Annotated in this window: 20 protein-coding genes; 9 read left to right on the top strand and 11 right to left on the bottom strand. The window is 65.0% G+C overall.

What is annotated here, in order from left to right:
* Positions 1–91 precede the first annotated feature (91 nt).
* Together Harman_RS02030 and Harman_RS02025 are read left to right on the top strand one after the other, a co-directional pair.
* Positions 92–1360 carry a TIGR00341 family protein gene (locus tag Harman_RS02030; RefSeq protein WP_137682156.1) on the top strand — a complete coding sequence of 423 codons (1269 nt, stop codon included), beginning with the start codon at positions 92–94 and terminating at the stop codon, positions 1358–1360.
* A 77-nt stretch (positions 1361–1437) separates the two neighbouring features.
* Positions 1438–3027, top strand: a complete 1590-nt coding sequence (locus tag Harman_RS02025; RefSeq protein WP_137682155.1) for a DUF790 family protein — start codon at positions 1438–1440, stop codon at positions 3025–3027.
* A 23-nt stretch (positions 3028–3050) separates the two neighbouring features.
* On the opposite strand, the gene Harman_RS02020 is transcribed toward Harman_RS02025, so the two are convergent.
* Positions 3051–3551, bottom strand: a complete 501-nt coding sequence (locus tag Harman_RS02020; RefSeq protein WP_137682154.1) for a DUF7122 family protein — start codon at positions 3549–3551, stop codon at positions 3051–3053.
* Entirely contained in the window at positions 3548–4459 is a 912-nt protein-coding gene (locus Harman_RS02015; RefSeq protein WP_137682153.1) for an RsmB/NOP family class I SAM-dependent RNA methyltransferase, read from the bottom strand. Before Harman_RS02015 ends, Harman_RS02020 begins: the two co-directional genes overlap by 4 nt.
* A gap of 51 nt (positions 4460–4510) precedes the next feature.
* Between Harman_RS02015 and Harman_RS02010 the strand changes: the two genes are divergently transcribed.
* The 4 genes from Harman_RS02010 to Harman_RS01995 are packed head-to-tail and all read left to right on the top strand — an operon-like array spanning position 4511 to position 8196.
* Complete coding sequence (locus Harman_RS02010) at positions 4511–5284, top strand: proteasome assembly chaperone family protein (protein WP_137682152.1); 774 nt, start codon at positions 4511–4513, stop codon at positions 5282–5284.
* The gene (gene sppA / locus Harman_RS02005; RefSeq protein ID WP_137682151.1) at positions 5284–6279 is read left to right on the top strand and encodes a signal peptide peptidase SppA; all 996 of its coding nucleotides are present in this window, start codon (positions 5284–5286) and stop codon (positions 6277–6279) included. The genes Harman_RS02010 and sppA overlap by 1 nt, the downstream gene beginning before the upstream one ends.
* 40 nt (positions 6280–6319) lie before the next feature.
* On the top strand, positions 6320–7441 hold the full coding sequence (locus tag Harman_RS02000; RefSeq protein ID WP_137682150.1) for a DUF373 family protein: 1122 nt from the start codon (positions 6320–6322) through the stop codon (positions 7439–7441).
* A gap of 35 nt (positions 7442–7476) precedes the next feature.
* A complete protein-coding gene (locus tag Harman_RS01995) occupies positions 7477–8196 on the top strand; it encodes a diphthine--ammonia ligase (RefSeq protein WP_137682149.1) in 720 nt (239 codons plus the stop codon).
* 28 nt (positions 8197–8224) lie between these two features.
* Here the strand turns inward: Harman_RS01995 and Harman_RS01990 are convergent, their stop codons facing one another.
* Entirely contained in the window at positions 8225–9193 is a 969-nt protein-coding gene (locus Harman_RS01990) for a sugar phosphate nucleotidyltransferase (RefSeq protein WP_137682148.1), read from the bottom strand.
* 84 nt (positions 9194–9277) lie between these two features.
* On the opposite strand from Harman_RS01990, the gene Harman_RS01985 reads away from it, so the two are divergent.
* Positions 9278–9931, top strand: coding sequence for an NUDIX hydrolase (locus Harman_RS01985; protein WP_137682147.1), 654 nt, complete (start codon positions 9278–9280; stop codon positions 9929–9931).
* Between the two features lie 23 nt (positions 9932–9954).
* Here the strand turns inward: Harman_RS01985 and mce are convergent, their stop codons facing one another.
* Complete coding sequence (gene mce, locus Harman_RS01980) at positions 9955–10344, bottom strand: methylmalonyl-CoA epimerase (protein WP_137682146.1); 390 nt, start codon at positions 10342–10344, stop codon at positions 9955–9957.
* A gap of 83 nt (positions 10345–10427) precedes the next feature.
* Positions 10428–12110: an acyl-CoA mutase large subunit family protein gene (locus Harman_RS01975; protein ID WP_137682145.1), complete on the bottom strand. Its 1683-nt coding sequence runs from the start codon at positions 12108–12110 to the stop codon at positions 10428–10430.
* Positions 12111–12240: 130 nt separating this feature from the next.
* Here Harman_RS01975 and Harman_RS01970 point away from each other — a divergent pair, with 130 nt between their 5' ends.
* On the top strand, positions 12241–12720 hold the full coding sequence (locus Harman_RS01970) for an FKBP-type peptidyl-prolyl cis-trans isomerase (RefSeq protein ID WP_137682144.1): 480 nt from the start codon (positions 12241–12243) through the stop codon (positions 12718–12720).
* Here Harman_RS01970 and Harman_RS01965 read toward each other — a convergent pair.
* On the bottom strand, positions 12717–13301 hold the full coding sequence (locus Harman_RS01965; RefSeq protein ID WP_137682143.1) for a GNAT family N-acetyltransferase: 585 nt from the start codon (positions 13299–13301) through the stop codon (positions 12717–12719). The genes Harman_RS01970 and Harman_RS01965 overlap by 4 nt on opposite strands.
* Positions 13302–13409: 108 nt before the next feature.
* Here Harman_RS01965 and Harman_RS01960 point away from each other — a divergent pair, with 108 nt between their 5' ends.
* The gene (locus Harman_RS01960; RefSeq protein ID WP_137682142.1) at positions 13410–14114 is read left to right on the top strand and encodes a helix-turn-helix domain-containing protein; all 705 of its coding nucleotides are present in this window, start codon (positions 13410–13412) and stop codon (positions 14112–14114) included.
* A gap of 25 nt (positions 14115–14139) precedes the next feature.
* Here Harman_RS01960 and Harman_RS01955 read toward each other — a convergent pair whose 3' ends face one another.
* From Harman_RS01955 to Harman_RS01935, 5 genes are read right to left on the bottom strand one after another with little or no spacing between them, the layout of a single operon-like run.
* Entirely contained in the window at positions 14140–14877 is a 738-nt protein-coding gene (locus Harman_RS01955) for a branched-chain amino acid ABC transporter ATP-binding protein (RefSeq protein ID WP_137682141.1), read from the bottom strand.
* Positions 14870–15625, bottom strand: coding sequence for an ABC transporter ATP-binding protein (locus Harman_RS01950; protein WP_137682140.1), 756 nt, complete (start codon positions 15623–15625; stop codon positions 14870–14872). The genes Harman_RS01955 and Harman_RS01950 overlap by 8 nt, the downstream gene beginning before the upstream one ends.
* 1 nt (position 15626) lies before the next feature.
* Positions 15627–16775, bottom strand: coding sequence for a branched-chain amino acid ABC transporter permease (locus Harman_RS01945; protein WP_137682139.1), 1149 nt, complete (start codon positions 16773–16775; stop codon positions 15627–15629).
* Complete coding sequence (locus Harman_RS01940; protein ID WP_137682138.1) at positions 16775–17719, bottom strand: branched-chain amino acid ABC transporter permease; 945 nt, start codon at positions 17717–17719, stop codon at positions 16775–16777. Before Harman_RS01940 ends, Harman_RS01945 begins: the two co-directional genes overlap by 1 nt.
* A gap of 9 nt (positions 17720–17728) precedes the next feature.
* Positions 17729–19081, bottom strand: a complete 1353-nt coding sequence (locus tag Harman_RS01935; protein WP_137682137.1) for an ABC transporter substrate-binding protein — start codon at positions 19079–19081, stop codon at positions 17729–17731.
* Positions 19082–19183 lie beyond the last annotated feature (102 nt).

Raw genomic sequence — 19183 nt, 5'->3', positions numbered from 1 at the left:
CGTCTTACCTCCCTGATAACTATGATCCTCTCCGCCGAGACCCAGAGAGATGCGCGACGCCAGAGTGACACGAGCCACAGAGTGATCCCGAGTGCGGTTGATACACATCCGCGTTCCGGACGACAGCCTCGACAGCGTCAGCGACGTTCTGGACGACCGAGACATCAGCTACGTCCGGACCGAGGAGGAGAGTGACGACGAGGCGGCGTGGCTGTTGCAGTTTCCGCTCCCACCGGAGGCCGTCGACGAGGTGCTCGAAGACCTCGAAGCGACCGGACTCGACGCCGACCGGTACACCGTCGTCGGGAACGCCGAGACCGCCAGGCCGGACCAGTCGGACTCCGCTCGCCGCCACAAAGACCGCATCTCACACGACGAGCTCCGCGGTCGCGCGGTCGGCATGAACCCCGGACAGGGGATTTACTACGCGATGACGGTCCTGAGCGCAATCGTCGCGACGGCTGGACTGCTGCTCGATTCGCCGGCTGTCGTTGTCGGGTCGATGGTCATCGCGCCACAGGTCAGTTCGGCGCTCATCGCCAGCGTCGGCACGACGCTCAGCGACCGCCGGCTCATCGTCGAAGGCGTCCGGGACCAGCTGTCCGGACTTGCCGTGGCTATCGGCAGCGCGGCCCTGTTCGGCCTGTTCATCCGCCATAGCGGGTTCGTCCCCGGACAGCTCCGGGTCACGACGGTCCAGCAGATCGCACAGCGCATTTCACCGGGCTTCCTCTCGCTCGCGGTCGGCCTCTGTGCGGGGGCCGCCGGAGCGTTCGGACTGGCGACGGCGCTGCCGGTGTCGCTCGTCGGGGTGATGATTGCAGCCGCACTCATTCCCGCCGCCGCGGCCGTCGGGGTCGGCATCGCCTGGGAACTGCCGGCCGTCGCGCTCGGGGCGAGCATCCTCCTGCTCGTCAACGTCGCGTCGATTAACCTCACCGGCTTTCTGGTCCTCTGGGGACTGGGCTTTCGCCCGGTTGACTGGACGGCCGACCGCTCCCCCGCCGAGACGGTTCGACGGTACGCGCCGACCGCCGTCGCCGTTCTGGCGCTGCTGGTCGCGTTCGCCGGAGCCGGGACAGTCACCGTCCAACAGATGCAGGTCGAAACGTCTGTGAACGACGCTGTCACGGAAGTCCTGTCCGACGAGTCCTACGAACGACTCCGGCTACAGTCGGTCCAAACTCGCTTTGGCGGCGTCTCGGTCTACCGGCTGGACCGGGAAGTCACTGTCACGGTCAGCCGGCCCGCCGACCGGGCGTATCCGGACCTCGTTCCGGCGCTTGAGCGCGCTGTCAGCCGGTCGATTGCGGACGATGCTACTGTCGAAGTCACGTTCGTGGACAGACATCCGGGGTGAGGCCGGCCGATTGCAGGCGGTCGAGTGGATCGGCATAACTCCCCGTGTTTTTGTCGCTCCGCCGCGGACACACGGCTGTGCTGACGAAAGACCTCCTGCGGGTGTCCCGCGCCGGCGGCGGCTTTCACCTGCAGTTCGCCGACGCCGACGCGGAGCGGCTGGCGGCCCGCGTGCTCGGTATCTATCAGGGCCACGTCGGCGAGTCCCGCAAGACGCTGGAGGCGGCACTCGCGGACCTGGAACGGGAGGCCGACGATTTCAAGCTCGTCCGCGGGCTGGCGAAGCTCGTCGAGCGGGAGGCCACGTTCGAGACGCAGGCCCCGGTCGACCCCGTTCGTGCCCGTCGTCGGGTATTCGAAGCCGCCGCGGACATCGGCGTCGTGAGCGAGGGCGAGCGCGAGCAGGCACTCTCCGAAGCGGCTGCCCACTTCGGCACAGACGCCGCGGTACTGGCCGATGCGCTGTACGCCGACCGGGAGTCGCGCCAGATTCTCACGACCGTCGACTCCCGCTGGGGACCGGCCGAACTGCGGACGCAGTACAACCTCTCGCTGGCGCAGACGGTGCTGTTCGACGCGACCGAGGTGCGGGTCCGGTCTTCGGACCCGAAGGCGCTCGTCTCGGCGGTCAAACGGCTCCGGCTCATGTACGAGATTCGACGGACGGAGACTGGCCGTGAAGTGGTTGTCACGGGACCGGACACGCTGTTCTCGAACACGCGCCGGTACGGGACCCGCTTTGCCCGACTCTTGCGGACGGTCGCAACTGCGAGCGAGTGGGAACTGACAGCGACTATCGACGACCGGGGCACTGAGCGGGAACTTACGCTCTCGGACGGGGATATTTCCGTTCCCGGCGTCGAGCCCGTTGCCGAGGTCAGCTACGACAGCGGCGTCGAAGCGGACTTCGCCGGCCGATTCGCCACGCTGGACCTCGACTGGGACCTCATCCGCGAGCCAGAACCACTGGCGGCGGGCGAACACGTCGTCATCCCGGATTTCGCCTTCGAGTGGCGACCCGGGGCGGACACCACGGTTCGGGAGACCGGGCGCAGTGAGATGGATTCGGACGGGGCTGGGGTGACTGTCGGTGACGACACCCCCTTCCGCGTCTTCTTCGAAATTATGGGTTTCTGGACGCCAGAGTACGTGGAGAAGAAACTCGCTCGCCTCGATGCGCTGGAAGATGTCGAGATGCTGGTCGCCGTCGACGAGTCGCTCGGCGTCGGCGAAGACATCGAAGCGACGGACAACCGAGCGATTCCGTACGCCGGCACGGTCAGCGTCAAAGACGTGCGGGACGCGCTGCGGCCCTACGAGGACCGACTGGTGCGCGAGAGTGCCGCGGCGATTCCCGACGAACTCCGCCCGGACCACCCGGTCATCTCGCTTGCGGACCTCGCCGCCGAGCACGGCGTCAGTGAGGAGGCGCTCACAGATGTGGCCTTTCCAGCCCACGAACTGGTCGGCCGCACGCTCATCGACCCCGCCGTGCTGGAGGACCTGGCCGCGGAAATCGAGCCTGGCATGGCCTACGAGACGGCGACAGACCGACTGGCAGCGTACGGTATCGAGGACGACAGCGCCGCCCTCGCACGCCTCGGCTACCGCGTCGCCTGGGAGGGGCTGGGGAGTGGGACTATCGAACTGCGGGACCGAGAAGCGTAGCAGCCCACTTCCGTATCCGCCGGTCAGACCTCGCGCCGGCGGCCCTTCGGCACCTGTGACCGGAGTTCGCCGTAGACGTACAGGCCGACGCCGACCGGTTCTGGCTCGTCGGCGAGGTCATGGGTGACGATCAGATACCCCCAATCGCCGTCCCAGTCGAGTTCCTGGTCCTCTCCCGCGACGAACGCCCGGGCGGCGTCCTCGTCGAGGCGGATGACGTTCTCGCTGGCGTGCTCGCCGAACCGCTGGACGGCTTCCAGCGTCGGCTTCCAGTGTTCCTGGCGCGTCCGCAGGACCGTCATTCCCAGGCCCTCGATGTCAACCGGCGACGGAGGGGTGCCCTGATACAGCCACAGTTTGCCAGCGCCGCGCTCCCAGAACGTGTACCCCTCGAAGGTTTCGGGCGGCACGCCAAAGCGATCCGTCCAGAAATCCAGTACTTCTTCGCGGGTCGCCCGTTCGGGGTCCTCGCGCTCGTCGTCCGTTTCGGGAAGCCGCGTGAACACCGTACTCTGGTCGCTCATTCGGCGGGCACCTCCAGTTTCGCACAGAAGAACCCGCCCGTGTCGTTGTGATGTGGGTAGATGCGCTTGGCGTTGGTCACGCTCGGGTGGAAGCTCTCGTCCTGCCACTCAGTGATTCCGGGGGCGTGTGAGAGCGGGAGGTCGTAGTCCACGATTTCGCAGTCCGTCTCCTCAAGCACGTAGTCCAGTACGGCCTCGTTTTCCTCCGGCGCGAACGTACAGGTGGAGTAGACGACGGTGCCGCCGGGGTCGGTCACTTCGACGGCGCGTTTGAGGATGCCCTTCTGGACGCCCGAGATGCCCTCCACGTGAGAGAGCGTCCAGTCCTCCAGCGTATCCGGATTCTTGCGGATGGTCCCCTCACAGGAGCAGGGCACGTCGACGAGTGCGCGGTCGTACCCCTCGCCGCCGAAGGGCTTGAGCGAGTGGTTGCGGCCGTCCTCGTGAGTGACGGCCACCGTCGTCACGCCCAGCCGCTCGGTGTTGGTCCGCAGCGCCGAGATACGGCCGAGGTTGTTGTCGGTGGCGACGACCTCGCCGGCGTCGTCCATCAGCGCGGCGAGCTGGGTGGTCTTGCTGCCCGGTGCCGCGCAGGCGTCCCAGACCCGCTCGCCGGGCTGTGGGTCGAGTACGGTCGCCGGAATCACGGACACCTCCTCCTGGCCGTGAATCCAGCCGTGGAAGTACGGCCAGTTCGCGCCGGGGGAGTCCTCTGGCAGGACGAACAGGCCGTCGTGCCAGTCGACGGGCTCGACGGCGATGTCCGCGTCCGCAAGCGCCGTCCGGACCCGCTCGACGGTGGCTTTGATGGTGTTGACCCTGACTGCCGACGGCAGCGGGCGTTCACACGCGTCGATGAACGCCTCGAAGTCGTCGATGATGGGCCGGTAGCGGTCGAGTGGTTCCATTGTCCGGCGTTCGCTGGCGGTCGGTTTGTGGGTTTCGAACGCCACTGGCCCATGGCTTTCAAGCCGCCGGCGGCCGATACCTGTGGTATGGCACACGTACAGGTCCACCGCGACGACATTTCGCTCGACTCGCCGACACTGGTCGAAGGACTCCCGGGGGTCGGCCTCGTCGGCAAGATAGCCGCCGATCACCTCGTCGACGCCTACGACATGGAGTACTACGCGGCGGTCCACTGCGACGGGCTGCCGGAAATCGCCGTGTACGCGGACGACGACCCCGAGGTCCGCCCACCCGTCCGCCTGTACGCGGACGAAGGCCGCAACCTGCTCGTCCTCCAGAGCGACGCGCCCATCTCGCCCTCCGGCGCGAGGGACTTCGCCGGCTGTATCGTCGGCTGGTTCGAGGCAAACGACGTGACGCCGATCTATCTCAGCGGCCGCCCCGCCGAGAAAGACGGGGCTCCGGAGGTGTACGGCGTCTCGACCGGCGACGGGGCGTCGATGCTCAAAGAGGCGAACGTGGACCCGCCCTCGGAGAACGGCGCGATTACGGGGCCGACCGGCGCGCTGGTCCATGAATCACAGCGGGTCGGCCTGACGAGCATCGGGCTCATCGTCGAAGCCGACCAGCAGTTCCCCGACCCGGAAGCCGCGCGGGCGCTCCTGCAGACGGCGATCAGTCCGCTGGCCGACTTCGAGGTCGACACCGAGGCACTGGTCGAGCAGGCCGAGGAGATCGGCCAGGCCAAGGCGAAACTCGCAGAGCAACTACAGGAGAATCAGGAGGAGAGCACGAGCGCACGCCCGCTCGGGATGTATCAGTAATGGCGGGCGCAGACGACATCGTTCGTGGGTTACTGGTCCTGCTCATCGTCGGTATCGCTGTGGTACTTGGCTGGGTGCTGTTCGTCAGAACACCCGGAAATCTCGCGCAGTTGCTCGGCGTCCTGCTGGTCGTCGCCCTCGCTGTCGCTGCGGCGCGCATCGGCAGCAACATCGCGGGGTCACTGCTGCCGGCACACAACGTCGCGGAGGTCGCTGTCGAAGGGCCGATCACCCGCGACGGGGGTGGCGGTATCACCAGTCCGCCGGTCGGCGCGTCGGCCGACGACATCGTCGAACAGATCGAACGCGCCGATGCGGACCGCGGCTCGGAGGCGCTCATGCTGAAACTGAACACGCCCGGCGGCGAAATCGTCCCCAGCGAGGACATCCGCATCGCCGCCGAGGAGTTCGACGGCCCGACCATCGCCTACGCCACAGATGTCTGTGCCAGCGGCGGCTACGACATCGCCGCCGGCTGTGACGAACTGTGGGCACGGGAGGGCTCTATCGTCGGCTCCATCGGCGTCGTCGGCTCGCGAGTCAACGCCAAGGAGCTGGCCGACCGCCTGGGTCTCTCCTACGAGCAGTTCACCGCCGGCGAGTACAAAGACGCCGGGGTGCCATTGAAGGAAATGTCCGAGGACGAACGGGAGTACCTGCAGGGCATCGTCGATGACTACTACGACCAGTTCATCGACACCGTGGCCGAGGGCCGTGAGATGGACGCCGAGACGCTCCGAGACACCGAAGCACGCATTTTCCTCGGCGACGCGGCTGAGGAGCGTGGGCTCGTCGACCGACTCGGAACCCGAGACGACGTGGAGGCGAGCCTGGAGCAGCGCCTCGGTGCGGACGTGACGGTCAAGGAGTACGAGCCCGAACGCGGTTTGACGGGCAAGCTCCGCGGTGGCGCACAGCAGGTCGCCTTCGCCTTCGGTGCGGGTATCGCCCGCGTCGCCGACGGTGATATCGACGGGCTTTCCTTCCGGCGATAGCTCGGGAGGTTTTTTATTCGGGGACCGCCTTCGCCGTAGTGTGACTACGCTGGTGGTGTGTATCGACAGGGACAGTCCGGCCACAGCGGCGTGTCCCGTCGTCGGCCGGAACGCCGTCGAGTCACTCATCACACAGACGGGCGTCGTCGACCCCGAAGACAGCCGGGTCAACTGCCTGCTGGAAGGGCTCGCAGTCGCGGACGAACTCGAGGCCGAAGGGTCCTCGCCGGTACTTGCCGTCGTCGGTGGCGGAAGCGACAGCGTGGGCTCGGACCGGGAAATCGCCAGCCAGATCGACGACTTGGTCGCCGAACACGACCCAGATTCGGCGGTCGTCGTCGTCGACAGCGCCGACGACGAGCGGCTGGTCCCCATCATCGAGAGTCGCGTCAGAGTCGATGCCGTCGACCGGGTCGTCGTCCGCCAGGCCCGGGATATCGAGTCGACGTACTACCTGCTCAAGCAGTTCCTGGCCGACGAGGAACTGCGCAAGACCGTACTGGTTCCCGTCGGGATCATCATGCTCGCGTTCCCGCTGTTGCTCGTCGTCACCAGCCCCACCATCGCCGTCGGCGCTATCGCGGCCGCCATCGGCGTGTTCCTCATCTACAAGGGCCTCGGTATCGACACGTACCTCTCGCGGTTGCCCGGTCAGACCCGGGAAGCACTGTACTCGGGCCAGGTGTCACTCGTAACCTACGTCGTCGCCGCCGGCCTCTCGCTCGTCGGCATTTTCGCCGGCGTGCTGGGCGTCTCGGCGGTTGAGGACATCAGCCTCTTCCTGCTTGTGAACCGCTTTGCTTTCGCGTCCGTGCCGTGGCTGACCGGCGCGGCGCTGGCCGCCTCGCTGGGTCGGTTGCTGGACGAACTTATCCAGCAAGAAGGGGTCCGGAGCGCGTACGTGAACCTGCCGTTCGGTGCGGTCGCTGTCGGGCTTGTCGTTCGCGGTTTTTCTGCGTATTTCCTCGAACGCGGCGGCGTGTTCGAGCCGTTTCGGGTCCGCCAACATGACCTCGGTATCGTCCAGATTCAGGGGTTCACACTGCAGGCCGGTCCCCGGCTGGCGATATTCATTCTCGCTGGCATTCTCATCAGCCTCGTTGGCGTCCGGGTGGCGACCTACGTCAGCCACACCGATATCGAGGACGAACTGGTTGAATAGACAGCGATTTAGGCCGGCGACGGCTACCGGTGGCTATGACAGACGGCGCGTGGGTTTCGCTGTTCTCCGGCGGCAAAGACTCCTCGTGGGCGTTGTACCGGGCACTGGAGCGGGGCCATCCCGTCGAGCGACTGGTGACGGTCCATCCCGAAGGCGATTCCTACATGTACCACGTCCCGGCGACGCGACTGGCCAGCCTTGCCGCCGAGAGTATCGGCATCCCGCTGGTCGAGGTCGAACCGGACGACTTCGACGCCCACGACGTGCCCGACTCCGGCGAACAGGGCGACGCCGAACTCGAACCGCTGGAGGCCGCACTTAGAGAGCTCGACGCCGAACTGGACGGCGGCATCACAGGCGTCACCGCCGGCGCGGTCGAAAGCGAATACCAGACGACCCGTATCGAATCGATGGCCGAGCGCCTCGAAGCCAACGTGTTCGCGCCGCTGTGGCAGGAGAACCCCCGCGACCTCGCCGATGCGATGCTTGACGCCGGTTTCGAAATCCGCATCATCCGCGTGGCTGCCTACGGCCTCGATGAGTCTTGGCTGGGCCGCACGCTGGATGCTGACGCGCTCGACGAACTGGAGGCGCTCAACGAGGAGTACGGCGTCCACATCCTCGGGGAAGGCGGCGAGTTCGAGACGCTCGTCACCGACGGCCCACACATGGACCGCCGGATCGAACTGGAGTACGAGACGGAGTGGGACGGCAGCCGCGGGACACTCAAAATTGAAGACGCGTGGCTGGCGTAATCGGGAGAATTAAAACGTCTGGTCGGGGTTAGTTCCCGTTCGTCAACTGCGTGTGCGCGCCGATGAGCGCGCCGGCCAGGTCCAGGCTCTCGACTTGTGTATCCCGGTCGATAATCGACTGGCGGATGTCTGAATCGAGGATAGTCGTGTCCGGGAACACGATTGTCCCGTCGAGGCTGGAGTTGACGATCTCGGCCCCCGAGAGAACGTGGACGTTCTCACCGAGCGTGGTGTTCTCGATAGTGGCGTCCTCCGCGACGACGTTCTCGCCGTCGAGTTCCCACGCGACGGCCTCGAGGTAGCTCTCTGGGGTTCCGATGTCGTACCAGGCGTCGTCGAAGGTGAACGCGCGGACCGGCCCGTCGTCGACGAGCCACTGGATGAACCACCCGGGCTCGTCGGGGTTGTTCCCGTCTTCGAGGTACTCGTTAAAGCGAATCGCGTCGGCCGGGAACGCGTAGCAGGCAATCGAGACGAGCGTGCTGTTGGGGTCGTCGGGCTTTTCCTGGAAGTCCGTCACTTCGTCGCCGTCGAGTTCGATGAGGCCGTAGGAACTGGCCTTCTCGCGGGACCCCACGTCATAGGCGGCGAGCGTGGGGTCGTCGTACTGTTCGAAGTAGTCGATGAACTCCGCGATGTCGAAGCTGATGAGGTTGTCGCCGGCGATGACGAGCAGGTCCTCGTCGCCGAGGCCCTCCCGGTCGACCAGTTGGGCGAGCGCGCCGACGACGCCGAACTTCTCGTCCTCCTCGGCGGTTTCTTCGACGGTTAGCGCCGGCTTCTCGAAGCCACTTGCCGCGATGTGGTCACGGAAGTCGTCGGCAAAGCGCTGGTTCGTACTGACGAACACGTCGGAAATGCGATTGTCCGCCTCTAATTCGCCGAGGATTCGGTCGATGACAGTCGTGTCACCCACAGGGAGCAACATCTTGGGCCGGTGCTTTGTGACAGGCCATAGTCGGGTGGCGTATCCGCCCGCAAGGACAATCGCTTTCATGCCCGGAGAGAGACAACCAGACTACAAGTTCTTTTTCATCGGCTGGATCGCGGCACTTATCGGTGCCCCGCAGTATCACCCCGTATGACTGACGACGCCGATATCCCGGCTGACGCAAAACCGGGTGACACGAACCTCACGGAGAAGATCAACCAGACGAACGTCGACAAGCGTATTTCGAGCCTGGAGGCCGCCTACGACGAGGTCCCGGTCACCGAGGAGACCTTCGTGCTATCGCCCGACGAATACGCTGACGTGTTTGCCGCGACGCGCGGCACCGGCTACTCCGGAAACAGCGTCGTGTTCGTCACCCGCGATGGCACCGACTTCCCGGAACTGAGCGACCAGATACCCGACCAGGCTGCTGGCGACACCCGCGACCGCGTCCTGCTGGTTTTGGGTCGCGGCGCTGACATGTGGGCGCTGCCCGGCGGCGGCAAAGGCGACGAGTACGAGTCGGTACAGGGGACTGCGGTCCGCCGCGTCAACGAACAGACCGGCATCCGCTGTACGGTCACCGGCGTCGCGGAGGTCGTTCACTCGAAGTACTATCCCGACACCGACGCACAGGGGTCGGTACACACGCTTGATATCTACCTCGAAGCAGAGTACAAAAAGGGCGCTCTCGACGTTGACGAGTCAGAACTCGTGGGGGCTGCCTGGTTCGCAGAGCCGCCGGAGCGTCTGACGCCAGGAGCCGAGGAACGGTTCGCGGCCTTCCTCGATGACAGCGAGTGAGTCAGCCCGGAACGAGCAGTCGGTCAGTGTTCGACTAACTCCACGAGTACGCCGCCGGTCGTCTTCGGATGCAGAAACGCCACGTCGTGGCCCCACGCGCCCGGCCGCGGTTCCTCGTCTATCAAGTCGATCCCGCAGTCGCTGACCGCTTCTAGCGCGGCCGCGATGTCGTCGGTTTCCAGGGCGACGTGATGAATACCCGGCCCGTTGCTGTCGAGGTACCTGGGGATCGCCCCATCAGCGTCGGGCAGCGGCTCTAACAGTTCGAAGTAGCCGTTACCCATGTCCAGAAACGTCACCTGCAGGCTGTCGAACGTCTCCTCGTGAACGACCGGCGCCCCGAAGGCGTCTGCGAACAGTTCCGCGAGCGGGTCGGCGTCGTCGGTGGCGATGCCGGCGTGGTCGAATTTCATGGGAGATGGTACATCGGGCCGGCATATAATTCCGGGAGCCGGGCGGGTCCAATAGCGGTCAGCAACAGCGTTTGGACCGCTCCTCACATCGACGATCCGGGCTGGTACTCCCCGAACACGTCCCGGAGCACGTCACACACCTCGCCGGTCGTGGCGTACACCTTCACGGCGTCGATGATATAGGGCATGATGTTCTCGTCGCCCTCAGCAGCCCCCCGAAGCGCGTCGAGTCTCGCCTCGACTTCCTCGTCGTCGCGTTCCTCTCGGACTGTCGCGACATTGTCTTTCTGTGCCTGCTCGACTGCTTCGTCGACTTCCTCGATGTCCTGCTCGCCCTCCTCTTCGACCTGGTACTCGTTGACGCCGACAATGATGCGCTCGCCGTCTTCCTGTTCGCGCTGGCGCTCGAAGGCCACGTCCTGAATCTGGCGCTGGACCCACTGCTCCTCGATGGAGCGGCGCATCCCGCCGCGTTCGTCGACCTCCTCGATGAGTTCGCGGGCCTCGGCTTCGAGTTCGTCGGTCAGCGACTCGACGTAGTAGCTGCCGGCCAGCGGGTCAATTGTGTCTGCGGCCCCCGACTCGTGGGCGAGTATCTGCTGGGTCCGCAGTGCGGTCCGGACGGACTGCTCGGTCGGCAGGCCGATGGCCTCGTCCTTGCCGTTCGTGTGGAGGCTCTGGGTCCCACCCAGGACCGCAGCGAGCGCCTGATAAGATACGCGAACGACGTTGTTCTCGATCTGCTGGGCGGTCAGCGTCGACCCGGCGGTCTGCGTGTGGAACTTCAACTGTTTGGACTTGGGGTTGTTGGCGTCGAAGCGCTCGTCCATGATCTTCGCCCAGAGGCGGCGAGCCGCACGGAACTTCGCCACCTCCTCGAAGATGTTGTTGTAGGAGGCGAAAAAGAAGGATAGCTGCGGGGCGAACTCGTCGACATCAAGACCGGCTTCGATGGCAGCCTCGACGTACTCGATGCCGTCGCCGAGCGTGAAGGCGATTTCCTGGGCGGCCGTCGAGCCGGCCTCGCGGATGTGATAGCCCGAGATGGAAATAGTGTTGAAACTCGGTGTTTCGGCGGCGCAGAACTCGAAGATGTCGGTGATGAGCCGCATCGACGGCTCCGGCGGGTAGATGAACGTGTTCCGGGCGATGTACTCCTTCAGTACGTCGTTCTGGATGGTCCCGCGGAGTTCCTCGCGGTCGACGCCCTGCTTGTCGCCGACGGCGATGTACATCGCTAGCAGCACCGACGCGGGGGCGTTGATGGTCATGCTCGTCGACACCTCGTCTAGCGGGATGCCGTCGAAGACGGTCTCCATGTCGTCTAGCGAGTCGATGGCGACGCCGGTCTTCCCAACTTCACCGGCGGCCATCGCGTGGTCGGAGTCGTAGCCCATCTGCGTCGGGAGGTCAAACGCCATCGAGAGCCCGGTCTGGCCCTGGTCGAGCAGGTAATTGAAGCGCTCGTTTGTCTCCGTCGCGGTCCCCATTCCGGCGTACTGGCGCATCGTCCAGAGGCGACCCCGATAGCCGGTCGGGTACACCCCGCGGGTGTACGGTTCCTGACCGGGAAAGCCCAGGTCTTCCTCGTAGTCCAGATCAGCGACATCTGCGGGCGTGTACAGTCGATCTACCTCGTGTCCCTCGGTGTCCGTGGTGAACGTCTCCTTGCGCTCGCCAAAGCGGTCGACGGTGGGCTGGACATCGTCTTCCTCCCACTGAGCCTTCGACTCCCGTATCTGCGCCAGCTCGTCGGGGTCAAACATGGACGGACCCTCGGACGGCGGAGGCTTAAGGGTTCCCAAATCCTTCACGGTTTTTAATATTCCGTCCCTCGTAGACGCAGTGGCGCGCCGTTCCGAGGTGGGTTTATATCGTCACCAGCTATGGGGAAGTATGCCAATCGAACCGGGTGACAGTGTCACCATCGAGTACGTCGGTCGCTTCGAGGACGAGACCGTCTTCGATACGTCCCGCCCCGACGTGGCCAGCGAACACGGACTCATCGAGGCACAGGGCGTGGAGGCGAGCGAGTACACACCGCTTTCCTTCACCGTCGGTGCAGGCGAGATCATCGAAGGGCTCGACGAGGCACTCGTCGGCATGACTGCGGGTGAAGAGACCACAACCACGGTCCCCCCGGAGAAGGCTTACGGGGAATTCCAGGCCGACCGCGTCCGCGAGTACGATCCCGAGACGTTCGAGGGGATGGTCGGAAAGGAGCCTGCAGTCGGACTCCACGTCGAGGCCGAGAACGGACTCCACGGGGACGTGACCGCGGTCCGGGACGACGCCGTCGAGGTTGATTTCAACCACGAGTTGGCGGGCAAGACGCTCGTGTTCGACATCGAGGTCGTCGACGTTCGTCGCGATTAGTCGCCCGTATCGTACTTGTAGGTCGCTTCATCGGGGTCGATCCCGAAGTCCTCGGGCCCCTCTTCCGGCTCGGGGTCCTCGGGTTCGCCGGCACTGGCCTGCTTGAACCGACTTCGGAGGTGCCCGGGCACCTGAAAGCGGTCGACGGCCACCCGGAGCGGCACCGCGTCGGGCTGGATGTTCTCCTGTTTGGTAGCCAGCCGGTCCCGGAGCGAGTCGGGCAACTGCGCCGGCTCAATCGGCTCGAACCCGAACTGCGCGAGGTACTCCGCGGCGTTCGTCAGCGAGTAGACGGTGTCGAACCCCTCGTCGCCGGCGTACTCGACCAGTCGCTCGATGACGTGAGCGCCGACGCCCTGATTGCGCCACTCCGGCAGGACACCGATGCTCGTGAGTTCACAGACGGACTCCTCGTCGCCCTTGTGGATACGGATGCGGCCGAATCCGGCCTTCTCGTGGCTCTCCTCGTCGATAGCGACGACGTAGTCCCGGGACCTGAAGGCTGTCTCGTCCAGCCCCATCTCCTCGATACGGTCCAGCAGCCAGACCTCCTCTCGGTTTTTCGCATCCCGGACGTACATGCCTGAAAATTAACTGCCGCAGTGAAAAGGGTTTGTGGGGTCTCTTCGGGACGGGTGTTACGTAGCGAAGAGGCAATCACTAAGACAGTCCAACATGATTGATTACCCATGATCTCGCTCGAGATGGATATGGTCCAGTACGACTGTCCGTACATCGACACGACACGGGACTACGAGGTGTCGTTTCTGGCCAAGCAGTGGGATTTCCACCCCGTCGAGCGGGAGCTTGAGACGCGAATCATGGTCAACGGTGCGGACCGAGAAGAACTGGACCGCGGGCTGAACGCGCTCGAAGCCCACGACCACATGGAGTCCTATCAGCTCCTCCGTCGGAAGGGCGACTTGGCGCTCATCCGCTCGCGCATCGACGAGACGAACGCGATGAACGTCATCCGCGACCACAGCGGCTACATCACCGGACCGTTCCGCATCCGTGACGGTTCGGAAATCTGGCACGTCGGCTTCGACACCGAGCGGGTCGCCGATGGAACGCTGTCGGAACTGGAACGGGACAACGACTACACCATCCGGTCCCGAGAATCGGTCGACTTGGAGGATTACTACGACCTGCTGCAGAACATCGACTCGGCGAAGCGGCTGGTCGACGGGTGCCGAGAACTCTCAGAGGTGGAGCGGGACACGCTGGAGAAAGCCGTCGAAGGCGGCTACTTCGACACGCCCCGGGACGAGACTCTGTCGTCGCTCGCCGAGGAGTTCGACGTGTCGAAGATGGCAATCTCGAAGAACCTCCGGCGCAGCCAGCGCAAAATTCTCGACCGCGTTACGACGGCGATGAACGATGTGACCGAGTGAGACTCGATCTGGCGCTGCGTTGTCTTTACTCCGTCCCGCTGCCTTGCATCAGCTTCTGGATGTCTTCGTCGGCTGCCAGTTCCTCCGGGTCGCCGCTGGCGACGATATCGCCGCGCTCGATGACGTAGAGGCGGTCGACGACCTCTGGGACGTGCGTGACGTTGGACTCGGCGATGAGCACTGCGATGTCGCGGTCGTTGATGGCCCGGATGTAGCGTTTGAGGCTCTCGACGACGACGGGGGCCAGCCCCTCCAGCGGTTCATCGAGGATGAGCAGGTCGGGCTGGAGCGCGAGCGCCCGGCCGATGGCGACCATCTTCGCTTGGCCGCCGCTGAGGTTCTGGACCTTCGCGTCCCGGCGGTCGTCAAGTTCGGTCAGCACGTCGTAGACGCTCTCGATGACCGCGTCCTCGTCGTCGATACCGCGGGCCTTTCCGCTGGTCCAGATTGGGAGCCGGAAGTTCTCGTCGACGGTCATCCCGGTGAACAGCTTCCGGTCTTCGGGCTGGTAGCCGATGCCCCGCTTGGGAATCAGCTCCGAGCGGATGTCGGTCAGTTCCTCGCCGCGAAATTTGACCGACCCGCTCCAGACCGGCGTCAGGCCCATGATGCCGCGGAAGGTGGTCGTCTTGCCCGCGCCATTGCGTCCGACCAGCCCGACCGCCTCCCCGGCGGTCACGTCGAGGTCGATGTCCTCGGTCACCTGGAACCCCTCGACGGCGGCGCTGAGGCCGCGAACCGACAGCAGGGGTTCGCTACTCATCGTCTCCCACCCCCAGGAGGAGCCGCCGGAGTTCGTCGTCGGTTTCGAGCATCGTCGGCGGACCGACCCCGTGAACGGCTCCCTGGTGCAGCGCCACGACGCGGTCGGCGTACTCGGTAACGATGTCCATGTCGTGTTCGATGGTGACCGTCGTGACGCCCTCGGCCCGACCGACCTCGACAATCGTCTCGATGACGTACTCTTTCTCGCGGGTCGAGACGCCGGATGTGGGTTCGTCAAGCAGGAGGTACTCGGGATCGAGGCCGAAGGACATCGCCACGTCGAGCAGTTTCCGGTCGCCGTGGGGGAGTTCCTCGGCGATGGTGTCGGCGGCGTCTTCCAGCCGGAACCTCGCCAGCAGTTCCTCCACTTTCGTTTCCACGTCCTCGTGGCCGTCGGCCATCGAGAACAGGCTCCAGGTCTTGCCCTGCTCAGTGAGGACCACCGTCCGGAGGTTCTCCCGGACGGTCATCTCCTCGAACACCTTGACGACCTGGAAGCTCCGGGCAATACCGGCGTCGACGCGGCTGTCGGCCGACATGCCGGTGATGTCCTCGCCGTCGAGGACGATTTCGCCCTCGTCTGGCGAGAGGAAACCGGTCAGCAGGTTTATGAACGTCGTCTTGCCGGCCCCGTTCGGGCCGACGATGAAGACGAGTTCGCCCTCGTCTTTGCCGAACTCAAGTGTGATGTCGTCAGTCGCGACCAGTTCACCGAAGGACTTGCGTAGGTTGCGTGCTTCGAGCATCTCAGTCAGCTCCAAAGAGGATTATCCGCAGGCTGGTCATCGACTCGGCGAGCTTGCGCTCCGTCGTCTCGACGGCTGTTTGGCCCCACGTCGACAGGACGGACGGCTCCCGGCGTAGCTCCCCGAGGCGGGTGTTGACGATGCCGCCGGACTGCAGCGAACCGACGATGCCCCGCGGGAATCCATACACCAGTATCAGGAGTATCACACCGGTGAGGAAGTCGTAGTACTGGGTGACATCTTGGCCCACGTCCTGCAGGAAGACGAGGACGACACCACCGAGCAGCGGCCCAACGAGCGTCCGGAACCCGCCCAGAATCGCCATGAACAGGATGTCGCCCGACCGGAGGAAAAACAGCGTCTCCTCCGGGCGGATGTACTGGCGCACGACGGCGAACAGTCCGCCCGCGACGCCACCGTAGATACCTGAGATGACGAACGCGACCCAGACGTACCGGCGGACCGGCAGACCGATGAACCGCGCCCGGGTCCGCTCCTGTCCGATGGCGTCTAAGGCGTTGCGGAACGGCGACTGCGTGATGCGGTACATCACGAACAGGCCGATGAGGATGACGACGACCGTCAGGTAGTACGTCAGCACCTGGTACACGTCCGGACTGAACGCGGTCCCGAACAGGAGCGGCTGATTGGCCGGTCCCGGTCGGATGGGGAGCCCGTCGCTCCCGCCGAGTGCACTTTGTCCGAGCGCAATGGCGTACAGCAGTTGGCCAAAGGCCAGCGTCAAGAGGGCGAAGTACAGCCCCGTGTGTCGCAGCGACAGCACGCCGATGATAGCGGCCATCACCGTCGCGGCTGCGATAGCGCCGAGCAACAGCAGGCCGACGCTCTGGACGCCGGCATAGCGAGCCAGAACTGCGGTCGCGTATGCGCCAGTGCCGAAGAACGCCGCGTGACCAAAGGAGGTGAGCTTCGTGTGCCGGAGCAATAGATTGAGTCCGACCGCCGCGAAACCGAATAGGAGGCCCTGGTGGATGACGCTCAGTTGCAGGCTGTCGGAGACGGTCGTGAGGTCCGGCACGATGAACAGGACGACGACGCCGACCAGTAGGAAAACGGCCTCCCGGCGGGTCACCTCTACGCCGAGGAACCGATACGCCGGCGTCCCGTCGCGGTCGGTCCGCCTCGGCATCACGCCGTCTCACCCCACGTCCCGAACAGCCCCTCGGGCTTGACCAGCAGGATGAGCGCCATGATGGCGAACGGGGCCGCTATCTCACCGGGTGGGTACAGCGTAATCATCCAGCTCCGGATGACGCCGACAAGAAGCGCCCCGACGAACGCACCCCGGAGGCTACCGAGGCCGCCGATGACGATGACAACGAAGGAAAGCACCAGCGGGTTGGTCCCCATCTCTAAGGTCGCCGCAGTGGGTGGGACGGCCATCGCGCCCGCGAAGCCGGCGAGGAAGGCCCCGAGCGCGAACACGAGCGTGAACACGCGGTCAGTGCTGACGCCGATGGCGGTCGCCATCTCGCGGTCGATAGCCGTCGCTCGGATGATGCGGCCGGTCTTGGTCCGTTCGAAGAACCAGAACAGACCGACGACGGAGGCCATCCCGACGAGGATGACGAACACGTTGTACGTCGGGTAGTTCAGGCCGACGAGTTCGCTGGTCGGGATGGTGTTGATGGCGCTGTAGACGGCGTCGGTCCGGAGCGAGCTATCCCCCCAGATGAACTTCTTCACGTCGAGCAGGATGAGCAGGAGGGCAAACGTCAGGACGAGCTGGTACACCTGGTCGCGGTCGTATATCTGGCGGAGAAACACCGCCTCCAGAACGGTGCCGACCGGAAGGAGGATGGCTGCCGTGATGAGGACGGCCGCGATGACAGCGAAGAGGAACACGGCGGTCCCGACGATGCCGCCCCCCGGCGGGCCGACGACACCGATAATGAAGCCGAACACGCCGATAGCGGTGTAGGCACCGATGGAGAACAGCTCCCCGTGGGCGAGGTTCAGCACGTCCAGGATGCCGAGGATGACGGTCAGTCCCGAGGCGATCATGAACAGGATGAACCCGAACTGGATGCCGTTGAGCGTCTGGACGAGCGCGGCTGTGGGTGTTACGGCCATGGCTCGGTCTCAGGCGCTCCAGCTCTCCAGCCAGTCGCTTCCGGTGACGCCCGGCGGCGGCGCGGTCTCGGTCGCCGCGTAGGTGTTCACGTCGTCGAGCCTGGCCGCGCCGAGGTCGTCGTCGTACACCATCTGGCCGGCAAAGGAGTTCGACGCGCCTTGGTGGTCCTCGGCCATGTTGTGGTAGCCGGCCGGCGTGAAGAAGCCGTGCCCCTCCAGCACTTGGGCAATCTGCTCTTGACTGGGGTAGGTACCCAGCAGGTCGATGGCCTTCTCGACGGCCGTCGCCCAGGCGGTGACCGCACCGTAGCCGCTCATATAGTGGGCTGTCGGGACTGTCACACCCTCCTGCTGTGTCGCGGCGTCGAACAGCTCCCGGCCGGGCTGCCAGTTGCCCAGCGCCGGCAAGCCCCAGTAGTAGTTTCGGGACCCCGAGTAGATGTCCGTGCCGGCCAAGGCATCACCGGGAACGTCGCCGGCCGCGCTGTAGAGGGTCGTCCCGAACACCGTCGTGTTCTCGAACATGTTGTTCGCATTCGCCTGGCGGACGAACGTCGTCACGTCGCCGCCCCACAGGCTGGAGAAGGTCACGTCCGGCTCCTCGTTGTTGATCGAGGTGATGTGGTTGGACATGTCGCTTGCGCCCAGTTCCGGGAACCCCTCGTAGACGATTTCGGCGTCCGTGAGCTGCTGAATCGCCTGCGTGAACACCTGCATCTCGTCCTCGCCGAAGGAGTAGCCGGGGTTGACGCCGGCGACGGTCGAGATGTTGTCGGCCCCGATGCGCTCGACGGCCTCCCGGGCCATCGTCACCACCTCCATGATGTCGTAGTTCTGGAAGCGGAAGGAGTAGGTCGGGTCTGGGACAGTCTCCTCGTAGAGCGTCGTCACCGTCCCGTCGGTGCCGACGTTGATGACCTCGTTTTTCTCGACTTCGGGCGCAATCTGGCTGTGTGTGCCACTGGAGATCGGGCCGAACGTGACTTCTTTTCCCTCCTCGATGAACTGGTTGTAGCTGTCCAGCGCGTTCGACCCCTCGTTGACCACGTCCAGTTCGATTTCGCGCTGCCCGCCGATACCGCCCTGTTCGTTGATGCGCTGGACGGCAAGTTCGGCCCCGCGCTGGGCCTGGATACCGAGGACACCCGGCGCGCCCCGAGTAAACGTCAATAGCCCGGCCTGTATCGGTTCGTCCGAGATTCCGTCGCCGGACTGTCCGCCCTGGTCCGCTGACTCGCCGTCACTCAGCAGGGTCGAACAGCCGGCAAGCGCCGCGGCGACGGCCGAGCCGCCGACCGCGGAGAGCAGTTGTCGTCTGCCGATGCCACCAGCGTCATGGTCCGAAGTAGCCGTTGAATCCATAGGTATCACCCCGTCCCGGACGCGGCGTCCGGCATCTCTGCCCACAGCGTGTGCCGCGTTCACAGGGGTGCGTATGGCTACCGCACAACCCAGGGAATAACG

The sequence above is a fragment of the Haloarcula mannanilytica genome, from assembly GCF_005406125.1.
Lineage (GTDB): Archaea > Halobacteriota > Halobacteria > Halobacteriales > Haloarculaceae > Haloarcula > Haloarcula mannanilytica.
Note: the sequence above shows the minus strand (reverse complement) of the source record. Positions and strands in the feature narration are given on the sequence as shown.